The following is a 17274-nucleotide window of genomic DNA, read 5'->3' on the forward strand; positions in this document are numbered from 1 at the left end:
CATCACGGCCAGCACGCTGAACGGGCAGGGCGGCAAACTCATCGGCAATGGCGCGCTGCGCATCGACGCCGGCAGCATCGACCACCGCGACGCCACCCTGGTGGCGCAGCACGTAACGCTCCAGGCGGGCAGCCTGGACAACCGTGGTGGTCATCTTGTCCAGACCGGGTTGGGACAGACAGACATCAAGGTGAGCCAGGCATTGAACAATAGCCTGGGCGAGATTGCGAGCAACGGGATGCTGGCCATTCACGCCGGTACGCTCGGCAATGCTGGCGGCCAGATCAGCGCCAATCAAGGCGCGAGCATCGATGTTACTTCAGGTTTCGTCAATACAGATGGTGTCATCGCGGCAGTACAGGATTTGTCGCTGAGTGCAGCTTCCATCGACAATCAAGGCGGCAATCTGCGGGCTGTTGGCGGCGATGTCACCTTGCAAGCCACTGACTTTGGCAACAAGGGCGGCAGCGTGTATGCCGGCCATGACTTGAAATCGACTGTTGTGAACCTGAGCAACAGTGGCAGCTTGTATGCGGCCGGTAACCAGGTCCTGCAAGCCAGTGGAAGCGTGGAAAACTCAGGCGTGATCGCGGCCTTGGGCAATACGGATATACACGCTGCCAGCTTCCGTAGCCAGGGAGCGGCGAGTCTGTTGGGAGCGGGTATCAAGGCGGACGGCACGCTGTCCAATTCGGCCAACTTGAACATCACCGCCACCCAGGAGCTGCTCGCCGGGGGGCAGAATCTGGCGACCGGCAATGCCATATTCGCCGGTGCTTCGGTGGATGTCAGCGGCAGCAAGACGAGCGCCGCCAATATCACACTCACCGCCAATAGCGGTAACGTAACGACCAGCAGCGCGGTCGTCAGTGCATCGGGTGCGTTGACAGTCAATGCGCGCACGCAGGATGGCCAGAGCTGGGTTAACCGCATGGGCGAGGCGAGTGCCGGCCAATTGTCGGTACACGCGGCCAACCTGGATAACAGCAAGGGCACCATCATCCAATCCGGCACCGGCGATGGCGCCATCAGTGTGAGTTCGGTGACAGGCATCCTGGACAATACGGGCGGGCGCATTGCCGTCAATGCCAATAATTTCAGTCTGACTGCCAAAACGCTGATGAACGTCGACGGAAAAATGGAGCATGCGTCCTCCGGCATTTTTGCCATTGGTGCCGGCAGCTTTACCGGCGACCGCGGCTGGATCACGTCCAACGGCTCGGTGAAAATCGATGCAGGCACGTTCAATCATGGCGGCGCAAGTCTGGTCGCCCGCCAAGTCAGCATCGAGGCGCAAACGCTCAATAATGCCAAAGGCAGCATCACCCAGCTGGGCACGGTGCACAGCGATATCAAGGTCAGCGGACGGCTCGACAATAACGAGGGCGTCATCGCCAGTAATGGAGACATCGCGATCAAGGCTGGCGACCTGGATAACCGGCTCGGCACCTTGCAGGCAGCTGGAACTGCGCAGCTCGATCTTGCGATTACGGGCACCTTGGACAACCGCAAACTGAACAGTGCGGACAAGGGCTTGATCGCAGCTGGCGGAAAAGTCTCCATTACTGCCGGCGAGCTCTTAAATCAACAAGGTAAAGTAACGGCTGGCACTACTCTGGAAGTGGGCGTTGGGAACGGTATCGAGAATGCCAGCGGCCTGTTGGCAGCCACAGGCAACGTCATCGTAACGGGCGCCTCGCTGAACAATGCCGGCGGCACGCTCGCGTCTGTCGGCGGGAATGTGCAGGCCACGCTGTCGGGGCTCATGCATAACGCCGGCGGCAAAGTCCAGGCTGGTGGAGATGTGATCCTGAATAACCACGGCTTGACGAACAGCGATGGCGCGAGCATTACCGGGCGCAATGTAGCTATCGATAGCAATGGCCAGGAGTTGAATAATCGTCTGGGAACGATTGCCGGCACGCAGAGTGTCAATCTGCAGACCGGTGCCATTCAGAATGCCGGTGGCCGCATGCAGGCTGGCACTTCGCTGTCCGTGGATACCCATGGCCAGGTGCTGAACAATGCGAATGCCGGCAATATCACCAGCGGCGGAACAGTCAATCTTGCGGTGGGCAATGTAAACAATGCCGGTGGCTATATCGGCGCGGCCGGCGCCATCACAGGCCATGCCGGGCAGATCGATAACACGGCCAATGGTGCGATCGTTGGCCAGTCCACCCTGAATCTGGCTATCGGCGGCTTGAACAATCAAGGCGGACAAATTCAGGTGCTTGGCGATCTTGGCTTGAATACGGCTGGAATAATTGCAAATCAGCAAGGATTGATACGTAGCGGCGGCACGGTCACCCTGAGCGGTGCCGCAATCGACAATAGCAATACGCAAACGAGCAACCAAGGCATCGAGGGTATCAACCTCGCGCTGACCGCATCCAATGTCATCAACAGTCAGGGCGCTTTGCGCGCCGACAATAATCTGACGCTACTCAGCTCTGGTGTCATTAACAATCAAGGACTGATCAGTGCGGGGAATGCGCTGAGCATCCGTGACCTTGGCCCCGCACGCAGCCTGTCCTTCAGCAATAGTGGAGGTACCGCAATTGCCGGCAAGAATCTTGAGGTGCGTGCTGCCAGCCTGAGTGGCGATGGCAGTCTTTTGTCGCAACAGGATTTGACCCTGGATTTGTCTGGGAACTACAGCCATGGGAATGGCGGCAAGATTACAGCCAACGGCAACGCCAGCATTGTGGTTGGCGGAAACCTCAGCAATGCGGGCGTGTTGCAGGCTGGCGGCTTGCTTGACTTGCATGCCGGCAGTCTCGATAACGCGATGGCTGGCGATATCCATGCCACAACAACCCGGGTGAGTACTTCCGGGACCTTGAACAATCGCGGCCTGATCGATGGCATCAATACGGAAGTCAATGCGGGGGTCCTGAATAACGTCGGTTCCGGCCGCATTTATGGCGATCACCTGAGCATTGCCGCAGGCGCCATCGACAACAACGTGGAAGCGGGCCAAGCCGCCGTCATCGCGGCCCGCACGCGTCTGGACATCGGCGCGCAGACGATCAACAACAATGAACATGCGTTAATTTTCAGCGGTGGCGATATGGCGATCGGCGGGGCGCTGGATGCCAGCCGCTTTGCGGTAGGACAAGCCGCTCAGTTGACCAACGCCAGTGCCGAGATCGAGGCGCTGGGCAATATGCGCCTCGACGTGGCGCGTGTTGATAACTTGAACAAGCATTTCACCCTGCAATTGGGGGGGAGTACGGTTGAAGAGATCGTTGAGTACCAGATGAAGGGTAAAGAATATCGAAGCGAAACTGCCCCTCTGCCTTACTGCATGGGAGCGGGATGCATTACGTGGAACAAAAGGTTTTTGGAGTATACGCAATACACATATACACGCACCACTACCAATAGCGCCATTCTGACCTCTGACCCTGGGAAAATAGTGGCTGGGGGTAGTTTTACTATTTCTGCAGGAAAAGTTTTTAATGAAAACAGCCAGATTATCGCTGGTGGCCTGTTGAGCATTACACCGGGAGCATTGGTCAATACAGCGACGCAAAGTGTCTCCATGGTATCCGAACGTGGTACCGCCGACCAGTTTCGCATTCCGGAGGAAGTAGGCGGTGGCATGGAAATGATGCCGGAATGGGAACCTGAGTATATTGACAGCGTAGTCTATGAGCGGGATATTCCGGGCCAGAGCGCACCAGTTACCGCCGGACGCGTCGAGGGTAATACGGCGGTGAGCGCTACCGGAAAAAGACCGGATGCGGTTGCCAGCATTGGCGGCCTGTCAGGTACCAGCGGCGCAGGCAAGGCCAATGCTGGCGTCAGCTTGGCTGGCGTAGGGCAAGGCAGCACGGGCGTGGCCACGGTGCAAAATGTCAATGGACAAGGTGCGACGGCCGCAACGGGGGCGGGGGCGGTCAATTCGACTGATCGCGCAGGATCGGCCGGCCAGGCAGGCGACGTAGCGAAGGCTGCGGGTACGACAGCTGCTGTGGTGCAGGGCGACGCGGCGCATGGCAGCGTCGGCCTGTTGCGGGCATCGGACGTGAGCACGACTGCACAAGGCCGTGATGCCAACAACACCGCCAAGCTTGCTGATAGCGCCAAGGGTGGCACGGTCAGTACTGTCGGCGCCGCGACGGCAGGCAATGCGAACCCGCTTGTGACGGCAGACGGCAGCGTCGATGCAAAAGCGTTGGAGCGAGCTGTAAATGGCAAGGCACCAGGTGCAATCACGGGTGCCGGAGGCATTAATCATAGCGACCGTGCAGGCGATGCGGGACGCGGTGGTGCCGTTGCTGCGATAGCCGGCATCAGCGCCGGCGCGGCGAATGGCGGCGCGACGGGCATGGTCGACCCATCGGCACTTGCCGGTGCTGTCAATAGTGGTGCAGCTGGAACGGTGGCTGCGATCAATGGGCCGAATGCAAGCGATCGCACGGGAAGTGCGGGCCAGCGCGGCTCCATTACAGTGGCCAGCGGTACCAAGGTGGGAGTGGCCAGTGGTGCTGCGGCGGAAAATTCGGCCGGGCCGTTGGCCGGCGCCGTTGTCGGCACGGTAGTTGGCGAAGCCGTCAACGCCGCATCAGGGGCGAACGCCCCCGCCGGCACCAAGGTGCAAGCAATTGGCCAAGTCGCATTGGCGAGCCCATCCGGCCGCGCGCAAGTGGTGCGCACCACTCTGCCATCGATGCAACTACCTACTGCCAGCCTGTTCAAGCTGAGCCCTGCGCCCGGTGCGCGTTTCCTGGTTGAAACGGATCCACGCTTTACCAATTACCGTGATTGGACCGGCTCGGATTACTTGCTGGCACAGGTGCAGCTGGACCCATCCGTGACGCAGAAGCGGCTGGGCGATGGCTTTTACGAGCAACGCCTGGTGCGTGAGCAGATTGCACAGCTAACGGGCCAGCGTTTCGTCGGCGACTACACGGGTGATGAAGAGCAATACAAGGGACTGATGGATGCCGGCGCAAACTATGCCAAGCAATGGGATCTGCGCCCCGGCGTCGCCTTGACTGCCGAGCAAATGGCAGCCTTGACCAGCGACATCGTCTGGCTGGTGGAGCAGGATGTCACTTTGGCCGACGGATCGACGCAAAAAGCGCTGGTGCCGCAGGTCTATGTGCGCTTGCGCGAAGGCGATATAGACGGCAGTGGCGCGTTGTTGGCCGGCAAGGACGTCGACATCAATCTGAAGGGAGACCTGACCAATAGCGGCACCATCGCGGGCCGGGACATCGTCCGTCTGACGGCTGAAAATGTACAAAACATGGGCGGGCGCATTGACGGCGATGCCGTCGGCATCGCAGCCCGGAACGATCTCAACAATATCGGTGGCGCTATTTCTGCCAACAGTGAACTGATTGTCACTGCGGGCCGTGACATCAACATCACATCGACGATCAATACCAATACCGGGCGTCAAGGCGATGCCGCGCTGACGGGCACGGGCATTGGTCGGGTGGCGGGCCTGTACGTGAGCGATGAAGGTGGCACGCTGGCTGCTTCGGCCGGCCGCGACATCTCCCTGCTGGCCGGCGAGATTAACAACAGCGGCAAAAACGGCGCTACAGTGATCAAGGCGGGCGGCAACCTGGCCCTGGGAACCCTGACGACTGGCGATAATGCCAATCTGGTTTGGGGTGGGGACTACAGTGCGGGCAAGGCTGGCACTTCCCAGGAAACGGGCAGCACGATTACCGGTGCCGGCAGCGTGAGCATGAATGTCGGGGGCGACATCAATTCCCGTTACTCGAACGTGCAGGCGGGTACGGCCCTGGCGGTGATTGCTGGCCGGGATATCAACAATAACGGTAGCACCTTCACTGCCGCCAATCACTTGCAGGCCAGCGCGGGCCGCGATATTAATCTGGTGACGACGACCGTCAGCGACTCTCATGTACGCATGGATGGCAGAAACACCATCAGCGACAGCAGCACGGTAGTCGACAAGGTGGCTGGCATGTATGTCACAGGCAGTGGCGAGGGCAACACCTTGATAGCCCAGGCGGGACGCGATATTACTGTGACGGCAGGCGTCATGGCGAATGCCGGCGTGAATGGTCAGACTGCTTTAATCGCAGGCAATAACCTGAACCTCAATACGGTCACCGTCGCCTCAACGCACAACGAAGTGCGCAATAAGGACAATTACAGCAAGCAGAGCAAGACCAGCGAAGTGGGCAGCCAGATCATGGGTGCCGGCAATGTCAATTTGCAGGCGGGCAATGACCTGACGGCGCGCGCGGCGGACGTGCAGGCGGGCGGCACCTTGGGACTAGCGGCGGGCAATGACATCAGCCTGGTTAATGGTTTGCAGAACGAAGTGACCGATGTCGCCAGCAAGTCGACGAAAAGTGGATTCTGGAACAAGACCACCACCATCAAGCATGACGTGGTCGATACCACCACGGCGATCGGCACCTCGCTTGGCGGCAGCAGCGTGACGGTGCAGGCGGGGCGCGATCTGCAGGTGACGGGTTCGAGCATCTTGAGCGACGATGCGACGAAATTGTTCGCGGGTAATAACATCACGATCGACGCGGCGACCAATACCGTGTACGAACTGCATCATTCCAGCACCAAGAAAAGCGGCTTCATGAGCAGTGGCGGCATTGGCTTCAGCTACGGTACCAAGACCACGACCGTAGACCAAGAGCGCGACGCCACCCTGCAAAGCGGCGAGGCGCGCAGTTCGATTGGCGCCACAAATGGTGCGCTGACGATGGTTGCCGGCAATAACGTGACAATTGGCGGCAGCGATATTCTTGCCGCCACCGATCTCGACATCATCGGCAAGAGCGTTACCATCAAGCCGGGGCAGGACAATGAGAAGGGCAAGTTTGAAGTCAAGACCACGCAGGATGGCTTGACCCTGGCCCTGGGCGGCAGCGTGATCAGCGCCATCCAGACCCTGCAAACCATGAGCAAGGCAGCCAGCACCGCCAAGGATGGCCGTGTCACGGCGATGGCGGCGGCGACCACGGCGATGGCGGCGAATGGTGCGGCCAAGGACATGATGAAGGAAGGCGGGCCAAGTATCAGCATCAGCCTGACGGCGGGCCATTCAGAGAGTATACAGACGCAAACGACGGCCAGCACCACGCATAGCGGCAGCGTGCTGACGGGTAACAATATCAACATCACGGCCTTGGGCGGCGGCAAGGATAGCAATATCAATATCCTGGGCAGCGACCTGAACGCGAAGAACGATATCCGCCTGCATGCCGATAACAATGTCAACCTGCTGGCGGCACAGGATACGGAAAGCCAGCACAGCAAGAGTTCCAGCATGAGCGCGTCGGCTGGCGTGGCGGCCAGCGTCAGCACCAAGGGCATGTCCTTCGGCTTCACTGCCAGCGTCAGCGGCAGCAAGGGGCATGAGGACGGCGATGGCACGACGCAGCTCAATACGCATGTGAATGCGGGCGACAAGCTGGTCATCACAAGCGGTGGCGACACCAACATCAAGGGCGCCGTCGCCAGCGCCAATCAGGTCATTGCCGACATCAAAGGCAACCTGAACCTAGAAAGCCTGCAGGACACGGCCAAGTTCGACAGCAAGAGCCAGAGCTTCTCCGCCAGCGGAACGGTCGGCTATGGCGCGAGTTTCAGTGCCAGCTATAGCCAGAGTAACATGCACAACGACTACGCCAGCGTGCAGGAGCAGAGCGGCATCAAGGCGGGCAATGGCGGCTTCCAGATCAAAGTGGGCGGCAATACGGACTTGAAAGGAGCTGTCATCAGCGCCACGGAGGCGGGCAAGCTGGACAGTAGCTTGATTACCTCGACCTTGACGCATAGCGATATTGCCAACCATGCTGTATCGAAGGGTAGTAGTGTGGGGGTGTCGGGTGGTTTTTCGGTCGCTGGTAAGGCGGGCGAAGAGAATAAGAACTTGACCAACGTTGGCGGTAAAGGCGGCACCACCGCAGGCCTGCCTTCCATGGTCGCGCTCAGTGAAAACGCCAGCAGTACGACGCGCAGCGGTATCAGCGGCGGCACTCTGGTCATCACCGATGATGCGGCTCAGCGAGCAGCGACGGGCAAGGGCGCGGATGAAGCTATCGCGGGTGTGAACCGCGATGTGACGACCGGAGTGGATAGCAGCGGAAAGATTGGCAACAACTTCGACAAGGCCAAGTTGCAGGCGACGATGGATGTAACGGCGGCGTTTGCGGCGGCGGCGGCGAAGGAGGTGGGGGATTATGCTTCCGCCAAGCTGGATGAAGCTGCACGATTAGAACGTGAATCGGGCAAACTTAGTGAATCTGATCCTGAGAGAAGCAAAGAGTTAAAGCGCCAAAGTGACGAGATCAAGAATAACTGGAAAGAGGATGGGCTAGCGCGGGTCGCATTGCACACGGCCGTTGGTGGGCTTGCTGGCGGCACAAATGGCGCTTTGGGAGCAGGTGCAGCGGCGTTGTCGACGGATACTATTGCTAAGCAACTTAAAGAAATGGACATGCCGCAAACGCTGCGTAACGCGCTGACATTGGCAGCGGGCGCAGCGGTGGGTGCCGCAGCCGGCGGCGCGACGGGATCAGCCGGTGCTGCAAATGAGGTGGCAAATAATTATCTGAAGCATCAAGAAATTCTGGAGTTGGAAAAGAAAATTAAGGAATGCAGTCCTACTAATAAGTCAGCATGTGCTGAACGGGATGAGTTACTCGCGTTAAGTAAAGAGAGGGATAGGAAATTAGACGATTGTAGCGGCGTTGAAAATAGCTATTGTAATGGATTGCGGAAAGACGTGAGATACGCCTATGCTGATATTATTCGAAAGGCGGATCAAAAATTTGGCGTTCTTGGCTCACCTGGATTTTACTATAAAGAGCAAATGAGAAATACTGGGTTGATGGCTGACTCTGCCATTTCAAAACTTGAATTGTCTAAGGGGGGGATTCACGGTTTAGCTAATGGAATATATGAAGGAGGTGTTGAGACGCTAAAAATGGGGATTACTTTTGGAAAGGTATTGTTTGGAGATGAAGAGGCAGAGAAGAGAGCTGATAAAGCATTTTTAGATATTTGGAATGTATTGAAAAATCCAGGCATATGGGCGCCGGCTCTGGAAACAGCATTGAGTGATCGCCATAATAAGCTTGCAAATGCCTACGAAGATGGGGATGCATTTTTGATCGGTTCGATTCGAGGCGGAGATCTATCCAATATTGTTGGATCCATCGGGAAGGTTGGGAAGGTTGGGGGAGCTGCGGAAGATGCAATACTGTTATCAAAGAATGCTGAGAAAGTTGCTCTCGGAATTGAGAAGTCAGGAATAGCCGCATTAGGGGAGTTAGAGTCTGTTACTTATTCCGCGTCGGGAAGAATTAGCAGCGGGAAAATTTCAAAAAATAGTTATTCGCTTATTGACTTAAATGTGGCGGAGGATGCCATTGTTAAGGATGTCATAAACAACAAAGATAAACTCGGTACGGCAACGGAAAAATTAGTCGAGATGGTAGGGGAGCGACAAGGACTAAGATCATTGGATGGTGGGAAGTATGGAAGTAACAATGGATTTGATCATGTGTTTCAGAATACAGATGGTAGTGTTACAATTTTACTGGATTCAAAGCAGATGACTGAGGCAGGGGCGAAATTAAGCCCTGCCGCCGCCGGGAAAACGGTTCAAATGAGCGATGAATGGGTTGAGAAGGTGCTGGATAACCTTGTTGCAACATCGCCAGCAGCGATTGCCATAGAAAAAGCCTTAAGGAATGGCACCTTGGTCAAGGGCGTAGCTGCAATTGATAAAAGTTCTGGAAAGTTAATAATTTTAAGAGTGCAATGAGGATAAGCATGAGCGACGATTTTTCTAATAAGATATTGCATGTTAAATCACATGCAGAGATCGACATGGCGGAAATAAATGAGGCTGTTGGATTGATTATTGAAAATAAGGGTAATCCAGTTGCCTCCGCCAGGTTTTTGTCAAGAAAAGCATTGGCAAGTGCAATTTACTCTTGGTTTGGGATGCATGATTTAATGAGTTCGAAGCAATGGTTTTACGTTTCTGCAAACACTCTGAGGTATAGTGTAAGTATTAATAAAAAAAGAGGAAAAATTGGTCTTGGCTATGATCAATTGCTAGCGCCAATTATATCTGATAATGATGATGTGATTAATTGGTTTTCCCACTGCGATGAACTATTTGATGAGTCAAAAATAGAAGACCCGCATACAGCTGATTTTTTTGCATTTCAATATATTCTTGCTATGCGCGGGCATTGGGAAAGATTGATTTCTCGATGTGAAAAATTAATGAAGAACCCTCCAAGTAATAATTTGAAAAATTACATGCTTGACCAAGTCTTCTTTTTGGCCTTGGCAAATGGTGACATTGAAAGAATGAACGAAGTAATAGCAGACTTGGCTTCCGATAAGGGTAGGAAGACGCGAATAGATGATGAAAGCCCATTTACGGAAAATTTGATATCAACCTCTGCCGTAATTTTTTCTAAAATTGCTTGGCGAAATGGATATGAAGTAAACGTACATTCTCCGTATGTTCCGATAGAATGGCTGCCTATCAGCCCCTTGGGGAATTATCAAAAAAAATATCCTTTTTTGACTTAAAGCAACAATAAAAATCTTCTGAGTGTATCGCCAGCAGATGAGGTGGTCCAAGCGGCATAGCAGGGACAGGGCAGGTAGGGGCCGTGCTCAGGTTTGGTAGTCGTACAAGATTTCAGCTTTGGCCATCTCTGTCTGCGGCAAGTTGCGTTTGTTAAATGCCGATACGGCTCGACTGACTGTCCTGTCCGAGACGTGAAAAGCGGCAGTGATGTAGGATATGGCATACGCGGTAGACAGATAAGCGTGCCATTGTTTCGTTTCTGTTGCTATAGCGGGCCTGATATTGCGCAAGTGACAGTGTGACCGCGCGGCGCTGTTGCCTTGGCGTATCTTTGAATGCATCGGAACGCTGCGATTGCTGATGTGCTGAAATGAAGGCGTTGTCGCCCAGAAGAATCTGATGACAGGTGCGAGTAAGCGGACTGGTATATCCCATCCCGGTCGCAACAAACCGGCAATAGCGGATTTTGCAGGTGAAGGTATTTTTGAGGGTATCGGTACCTGAATGGTTTGGAAAATACTGAAAAATCAAGCGCTTAGCCAGCTTGTTGACAATTGAATGGGAATAATCTCCCATCCGGCAGCGTAAGCTAATACCGGAGAAATGAAGCAGCTAAGCCTCTGATTCTCAGTTTTTTAAGCGCCAGTCGCAAAACCGCTGGCGATATCTGCATGGGCTATGCAGTCTGCCCCAAACTGACCAGGCGGCCCAGCGTTTCCTGCGCATTCATACTCTTGGCCAATGAAACGGCAGTCATGCCGCGGCTGTCCACGGCATCGATGCGGGCGCCGTGTTGCAGCAGCAGGTCGAGGATGGCCAGGCGGTTGAACATGGCGGCCATCATCAAGGGGGTCTTGCCATCCGGACTGTTGCCTTCTACCTTGGCGCCGTGCTGCAGCAGTAGCTCTGTGATGTCCAGGTAGCCTTTGTAGGCCACGCCGGCCAGCGGCGTCTGGCCCTGGTCGTTGGGCACGTTGGCGTCGGCGCCCGCTTCGAGCAGCAGGCGCGATGTTTCCAGGTGGCCATGGTAGCTGGCCAGCATGATCAGGCTGTCGCCTTTTTCGTTGCGAAAGTTCACTGGCACGCCCTGAGCCACCATGGCGCCCAGTTGCTGCGTGTCGCCTTCGCGCACCAGGGCGAACAGGCCCTGGATGAATTCCAGCGTCTCGGCATCCATCGTTGCGGGGATTTTTCGTGCGTCGTTGGTCATCGAGTTCTTTCCGCGAAGGTGGTTAATGCCATAAGTCTACTATGCGGCCGTTGTCAGCGCCTTTTGCCGCGCGGCCAGCGCCGCGCCGATGAAGAGGGCGATGGCCGAGGCGATCAAGCCCCGTTCCAGGCCGGCCGGGCCGTCGGCGATCCAGCCGACGACGATGGGGCCGGCGATCTGGCCCAGCGCAAATACCGTCGTGTAGGCGCTGATGCCAGCCGTCCAGGATTGGTGCGGCAGGTTATGCCGCACCAGGGCCGTGGTCGACGCCACCACCGACAGGAACACGGCGCCGAAGACCAGGCCTGAAAGGAACACGACGGGCGCAAAGCTCGTCAGCGCGGGCAGGATGGTGACTGCGCCCAGCACGCCATTCAATATCGCCAGCGATTCGCCGCCCTTGTAGCGGTCCAGCATGCGCGCCCAGATGCGCGACGACGCCACCACCGCCAGCCCCAGTAAGGTGTAGAACACGGTGATCAAGGTGGCGCTCATGCCTTGCTGCTTGAGCAGGGCGATGACGAAGGTCATGTAGCCGATGTAGCCGACGCCAAACATGAAGTAGCCGGCCAGGCTGGGGGCAAAGTCGCGCCAGGCGAAGGGGCGCGGCGTGTCGAGGGCGCGCGGCGCTTCGCCGATCGCCTTCGCCGGCAGGGCCATGATGGCGGTGGCGAGCAGGCAGGCGATGCCCAGTGCCAGCCAGGGCCATTGCCAGGCATGCGCGGCGCCGTGCTCTTGCGCAGCGGCCAGTGCGGCCGGCACCAGCAGGGCAGACAAAGCAATGCCGAAACCCGTGCCGCCGTAATACAGGCCGATGTAGAAGCCGGCGCGCTGGCTGTGCATGGAACCGAGCCGCGCCGCCAGCACGCCGCCGGCGATGAACATGAAGGCGCTGGCCACGCCCGCGCACACGCGCTGCAGGAACAGGGTGGCCGTGTCGCTGACGAGGCCCGACATCAGCATGAAGATGCTGGCCAGCACGGAACCGATGATCAGCAAGCGCCACACGCCCAGGCGGCGCATCAGGGCCGGCGTGGCCAGGGCGCCGAGAAAATAGCCGAGCGCATTGAAGGTGTTCATGGCCCCGGCCAGCAGGTAGGACCAGCCCAGGTCGGCGCGCATGGGCGGCAGCAGCAAGCCGTAGGAAAAGCGCGACAGGCCCAGGGCGACGGCGGCGCCCAGCGAGAGCGCCAGCGCCGTGGCCAGCGGATGGGCCGGGGAATGATCGTGTGTCGGCATGGCCTTGGGACCCGTTGATGTGAACAGCGTGGCATTGGCGCCGGGGCAGGCCGGCGGGCGAGGTCTGTGTGGCACAGTGGCATAGGGCGCTGACGACACGCTTTTTTACTATCAAGTTAATGAATTGGCGCTGAGAAGTCAAGCAGGGCCACACCTGTGTATGGCGGACAATCATGCAATCCTTGCCATCGTTACTTTTGGAGAGAATTGTGAGACATGCAATACCATATAATTGCCATTAGGAAATTAACTTGCTAAAAATCAATTTTGCAGGTGGCTCCTGATCTTCCATCTCATAAGGGCACTATGAACAAGAATAAACCCGGCGCGTTGTTGATTGCAGCGCTGATTGGCGCGGCGTTGGCTGGCTGCGCTTCCGAATCGTCACAAGCTTTGGCTGTCCCTACGGTTGCCAGCGCAGCCCGTCCCTACGTTGGTCCACGCACGCTGATCGCTGTCGGCAAGTTCGACAACCGCTCGAACTTCATGCGCGGCATCTTTTCCGATGGCGTCGACCGCCTGGGCAGCCAGTCGAAAACGATTTTGATTGCGCACCTGCAGACGTCCAACCGTTTCAACGTGCTCGACCGCGACAATATGGCAGAACTCAAGCAGGAAGCCGAGTTCAAGAAACAGGGCCAGAATATCAAGGGCGCCGATTTCGTCGTCACGGGCGACGTGACCGAGTTCGGCCGCAAGGAAGTGGGCGACAAGCAATTGTTCGGCATCATGGGCCGCGGCAAGACGCAAGTAGCCTATGCCAAGGTCACCCTGAACGTCGTCAATATCGCCACTTCCGAAGTCGTGTACTCGGCTGGCGGCGCCGGCGAATACAGCCTGTCGAACCGTGAAGTGCTGGGTTTTGGCGGCACCGCCAGCTATGACGCCACCCTCAACGGCAAAGTCCTGGACCTGGCCATGCGCGAAGCGGTCGAGCGCCTGGTGGCTGGCGTCGAAGCGGGCGCACTGCGCAAACAATAAGGTATCCCATGAAAACAATGATGAACAAGGGCGCAGCCCTGCTGGCGCTGCTCGCCTGTGCCGCCCTGACCGGTTGCGCCACGCAATCGAAGACCCTGTACCAATGGGAAGGCTACCAGCCGCAAGTGTATGAATACCTGAAGGGTGAAAGCCCGGAGCAGCAGATCGCCGCCATGGAAAAAGACTTGCAAGTGATCGGCGCCAAGGGCAATCACGCGCCGCCAGGCTACCACGCCCACCTGGGCATGCTGTACTCGATCGCGGGCAAGCCGGAGCAGGTCGCCGCGCAATTCGAAGACGAGAAAAAACTCTTCCCGGAATCGACGCCGTACATGGACTTCCTGTTGGGTAAATTGAAAAAAGGCGAGAAATTATGATGTCGCGCATGTTGAAAATGGCCCTGTGCCTGGGTCCCGCCATCTTCATGGTCGGTTGCGCCACCAAACAGGCGGCATACGATTACACCGCCTTCAAGGCAGCCAAGCCCCGCTCGATCGTGGTCTTGCCGCCGTTGAACAATTCGCCGGAAATCAATGCCGGCAACAGCGTCTATGCGCAAGTGACCTATCCGCTGGCCGAAGCAGGCTACTATGTGCTGCCGGTGGCCGTGGTCGGTGAAACCTTCAAGCAGAACGGCTTGACGAACGCCGCCGATATCCATGGCGTCGATGCGAAAAAGCTCAACGAGATCTTTGGTGCCGATGCGGGCCTGTACGTGACGATCTCCAAGTACGGCACGACGTACGCCGTGATCGACAGCGTGACGGTGGTCTCGGTCGATGCCAAGTTGGTCGACCTGAAGACGGGCGCCTTGCTGTGGCAGGGCGCGGCCAGCGCATCGAGCAACGAAGGCAACAACAGCGGTGGCGGCGGCCTGGTCGGCATGCTGGTGACGGCGGCCGTCAAGCAGATCATCAACACCAGCACCGATGCCAGCCATCCGCTGGCTGGCACGGCGAATGCGCGCATGCTGTCGGCCGGCGTGCCGAATGGCTTGCTGTACGGACCCCGTTCGGAACGCTACCTGGCGCAGTAGTCGTCCGGTCACGCCTTGCACAGGCCCTGCATCAGGCAGGGCCTGGTGCAGGGCGGACATGCGTGGCACCGTATCCCCCAAGACGATAATATTCCACCGTTTATTCCACCGTTTCGCGGGCCCAAGTAAGGCCATTGCCGCCGCCCATGCGGCGCGGCGCCGGTCAAGGTAAGATGGTGGCATTTTCAAGACCTTGAGAGGCCCTGGGTGCGCGTATTGCTGGTGGAAGACGATCCGATGATCGGGGAAAGCCTGGTCGAGGGCTTGCGCGGCGAGTGCTATGCCGTCGACTGGGTGCGCGATGGCCACGATGCGGAGCTGGCGCTGGCCGGTTTCGCCTACGATTTGATGCTGCTGGACCTGGGCTTGCCCGGCAAGCAGGGCATGGACGTGCTGCGCAGCATGCGCGCGCGGGGCGCCGAGTTGCCCGTGCTGATCATCACGGCGCGCGACGGCACGCCGGCCCGCGTGGAAGGCCTGGACAGCGGCGCCGACGATTACCTGGTCAAGCCCTTCGACCTCGACGAACTGCTGGCGCGCATCCGCGCCTTGCTGCGGCGCCGGGTCAGCCGTTCGCGCTCCGTCATCGAGCATGGCGCGCTGATCCTCGACCTGGCCAGCCACGACGTTACGTTTGAAGGTGAGCTGATCAAGCTGCCGCCGCGCGAGTTTTCCGTGCTGCGCGCCTTGCTCGACCATCCGGGCAAGGTGGTGTCGAAGCGCCAGCTGAGCGAAAAGCTGTACGGCTGGGATTGCGAAGTGGAAAGCAATACCGTCGACGTGTACGTGTACCAGCTACGCAAGAAGCTCGGTGCGGACAGCATCCAGACCGTGCGCGGCGTGGGCTACAAGATGCGGGTGGCAGCATGCTGACCATCCGCCGCCAGTTGCTGCTCGGTTTGCTGGCCGCCACCTTGCTGTGCGTGCTGGGCGCCGGCATTTCGCTGTTCCGCTCGCTGCTGGAAGAAACCAATGAACTGGCCGACTTGCAGCTGCGCCAGCTGGCCGTGGCCTTGCCCGACGAGTTCGAGACGCAGACGGGCCTGGCCGCCGCGCAAGACCCGGAAGAAGCGTTCGTGCTGCAGGCGTGGGATGAAGATGGCCAGCCCTTGCCCGTCCTGCAGGGCCAGCCGGCACTGCCGCGCTATGCGCTGGCCGGCTTTGCCGATGTCGTGCTGCACGGCGAGGACTGGCGCCTGTACGGCGAGACGCGGCGCGGCCGCTACGTGCAGGTGGCGCAGGCGCAGGCCGTGCGCGACCAGCTGGCCTGGCAAATGACCACGCGCGCCGGCGCACCGCTGCTGGTGTTCGCGCTGATCCTGGCGCTGCTGATCGTCGCCGTGGTCGGGCGCGCGCTGGCGCCGCTGCACCGGCTGGCCGAATCCGTGGCGGGCCGGTCGCCGGACGCCTTGACGCCGCTGGCGGCCGACGACATGCCGCCCGAACTGCGGCCAGTGGCCTTGGCGCTGAATAGCCTGATGGGGCAGTTCGAGGCAGCGCTGACGGCGCAGCGCACCTTTGTCGCCGATGCCGCGCATGAATTGCGCTCGCCGCTGACGGCGCTGAAACTGCAGTTGCAGGTGGCCGAGCGGGCCGGCAGCGAGGAAGAACGCCGCGTGGCCCTGGCGCGGCTGCACGAACGGCTGGACCGCAGCACGCACCTCGTGCGTCAATTGCTCAGCCTGGCGCGCCATGAAACGGCGTTGACTTCCAGCCAGCTGCACACGGTGGACCTGGGGCAATTGCTGGAAGCGGCCGTGGCCGACCACAGCGCACTGGCCGACAGCCGGGAGATCGACCTGGGCGTGGTGGAAGCGCCGCCGGCCAGGGTGTTGGTGCAAGCCGACCCCGATGGCTTGCAAGTGTTGCTGAATAACCTGATCGACAACGCCTTGCGCTACACGCAGCAGGGCGGCAGGGTCGACTTGCAGGCGGCGCTGGAAGAGGGCAGGCCCCTGCTGCGCGTGTCCGACAACGGGCCCGGCGTGCCGCAGCAGCACCATGCGCGTCTGTTCGACCGCTTCTTCCGCCCCGACGGCAACGACGCCTGGGGTTGCGGCCTGGGCCTGTCCATCGTGCGCCACATCGCCGAGCACCACCAGGCCGATATCGCGCTGGCCGATGGGGAAGAGGGACGGGGCCTGCAGGTGACGGTGCGCTTTCCGCAGCCAGCCTGAAAGCAAAAAAAGCGGATGCCGGCGAGGGCATCCGCTTTTCAGTCACGGGCGAGGCGCT

At 58.6% G+C, this 17274-nt stretch carries 10 protein-coding genes; 7 read left to right on the top strand and 3 right to left on the bottom strand.

The annotated features are described in order from the left end of the window. Positions 1 to 190: 190 nt before the first annotated feature. Both KO539_RS09130 and KO539_RS09135 read left to right on the top strand, forming a co-directional pair. Entirely contained in the window at positions 191 to 9787 is a 9597-nt protein-coding gene (locus KO539_RS09130) for a hemagglutinin repeat-containing protein (protein WP_219308731.1), read from the top strand. 8 nt (positions 9788 to 9795) lie between these two features. Beyond that, entirely contained in the window at positions 9796 to 10572 is a 777-nt protein-coding gene (locus tag KO539_RS09135) for an Imm49 family immunity protein (RefSeq protein WP_219308733.1), read from the top strand. Positions 10573 to 10723: 151 nt separating this feature from the next. On the opposite strand, the gene KO539_RS09140 is transcribed toward KO539_RS09135, so the two are convergent. The 3 genes from KO539_RS09140 to KO539_RS09150 form a co-directional block, all read right to left on the bottom strand. Then, complete coding sequence (locus KO539_RS09140) at positions 10724 to 11149, bottom strand: hypothetical protein (RefSeq protein ID WP_219308735.1); 426 nt, start codon at positions 11147 to 11149, stop codon at positions 10724 to 10726. 100 nt (positions 11150 to 11249) lie between these two features. Then, positions 11250 to 11783 (bottom strand): ankyrin repeat domain-containing protein, encoded by a 534-nt coding sequence (locus tag KO539_RS09145; RefSeq protein ID WP_219308736.1) that lies wholly within the window; start codon positions 11781 to 11783, stop codon positions 11250 to 11252. Positions 11784 to 11822: 39 nt separating this feature from the next. Beyond that, entirely contained in the window at positions 11823 to 13022 is a 1200-nt protein-coding gene (locus KO539_RS09150) for a YbfB/YjiJ family MFS transporter (RefSeq protein ID WP_219308737.1), read from the bottom strand. 306 nt (positions 13023 to 13328) lie between these two features. Here KO539_RS09150 and KO539_RS09155 point away from each other — a divergent pair, with 306 nt between their 5' ends. From KO539_RS09155 to KO539_RS09175, 5 genes are all read left to right on the top strand, one after another. Then, positions 13329 to 14003, top strand: coding sequence for a CsgG/HfaB family protein (locus tag KO539_RS09155; protein ID WP_071077629.1), 675 nt, complete (start codon positions 13329 to 13331; stop codon positions 14001 to 14003). 8 nt (positions 14004 to 14011) lie between these two features. Further along, a complete protein-coding gene (locus KO539_RS09160; RefSeq protein WP_225240994.1) occupies positions 14012 to 14380 on the top strand; it encodes a DUF4810 domain-containing protein in 369 nt (122 codons plus the stop codon). Continuing rightward, positions 14377 to 15039: a DUF799 domain-containing protein gene (locus tag KO539_RS09165; RefSeq protein WP_219308738.1), complete on the top strand. Its 663-nt coding sequence runs from the start codon at positions 14377 to 14379 to the stop codon at positions 15037 to 15039. Before KO539_RS09160 ends, KO539_RS09165 begins: the two co-directional genes overlap by 4 nt. Before the next feature lie 207 nt (positions 15040 to 15246). Then, entirely contained in the window at positions 15247 to 15912 is a 666-nt protein-coding gene (locus KO539_RS09170) for a response regulator transcription factor (protein WP_099403404.1), read from the top strand. Beyond that, the gene (locus tag KO539_RS09175) at positions 15906 to 17216 is read left to right on the top strand and encodes an ATP-binding protein (RefSeq protein WP_219308739.1); all 1311 of its coding nucleotides are present in this window, start codon (positions 15906 to 15908) and stop codon (positions 17214 to 17216) included. The genes KO539_RS09170 and KO539_RS09175 overlap by 7 nt, the downstream gene beginning before the upstream one ends. The last annotated feature ends 58 nt before the right edge of the window (positions 17217 to 17274 follow it).

This window comes from Janthinobacterium sp. NKUCC06_STL (assembly GCF_019345455.1).
GTDB lineage: Bacteria > Pseudomonadota > Gammaproteobacteria > Burkholderiales > Burkholderiaceae_D > Janthinobacterium > Janthinobacterium rivuli.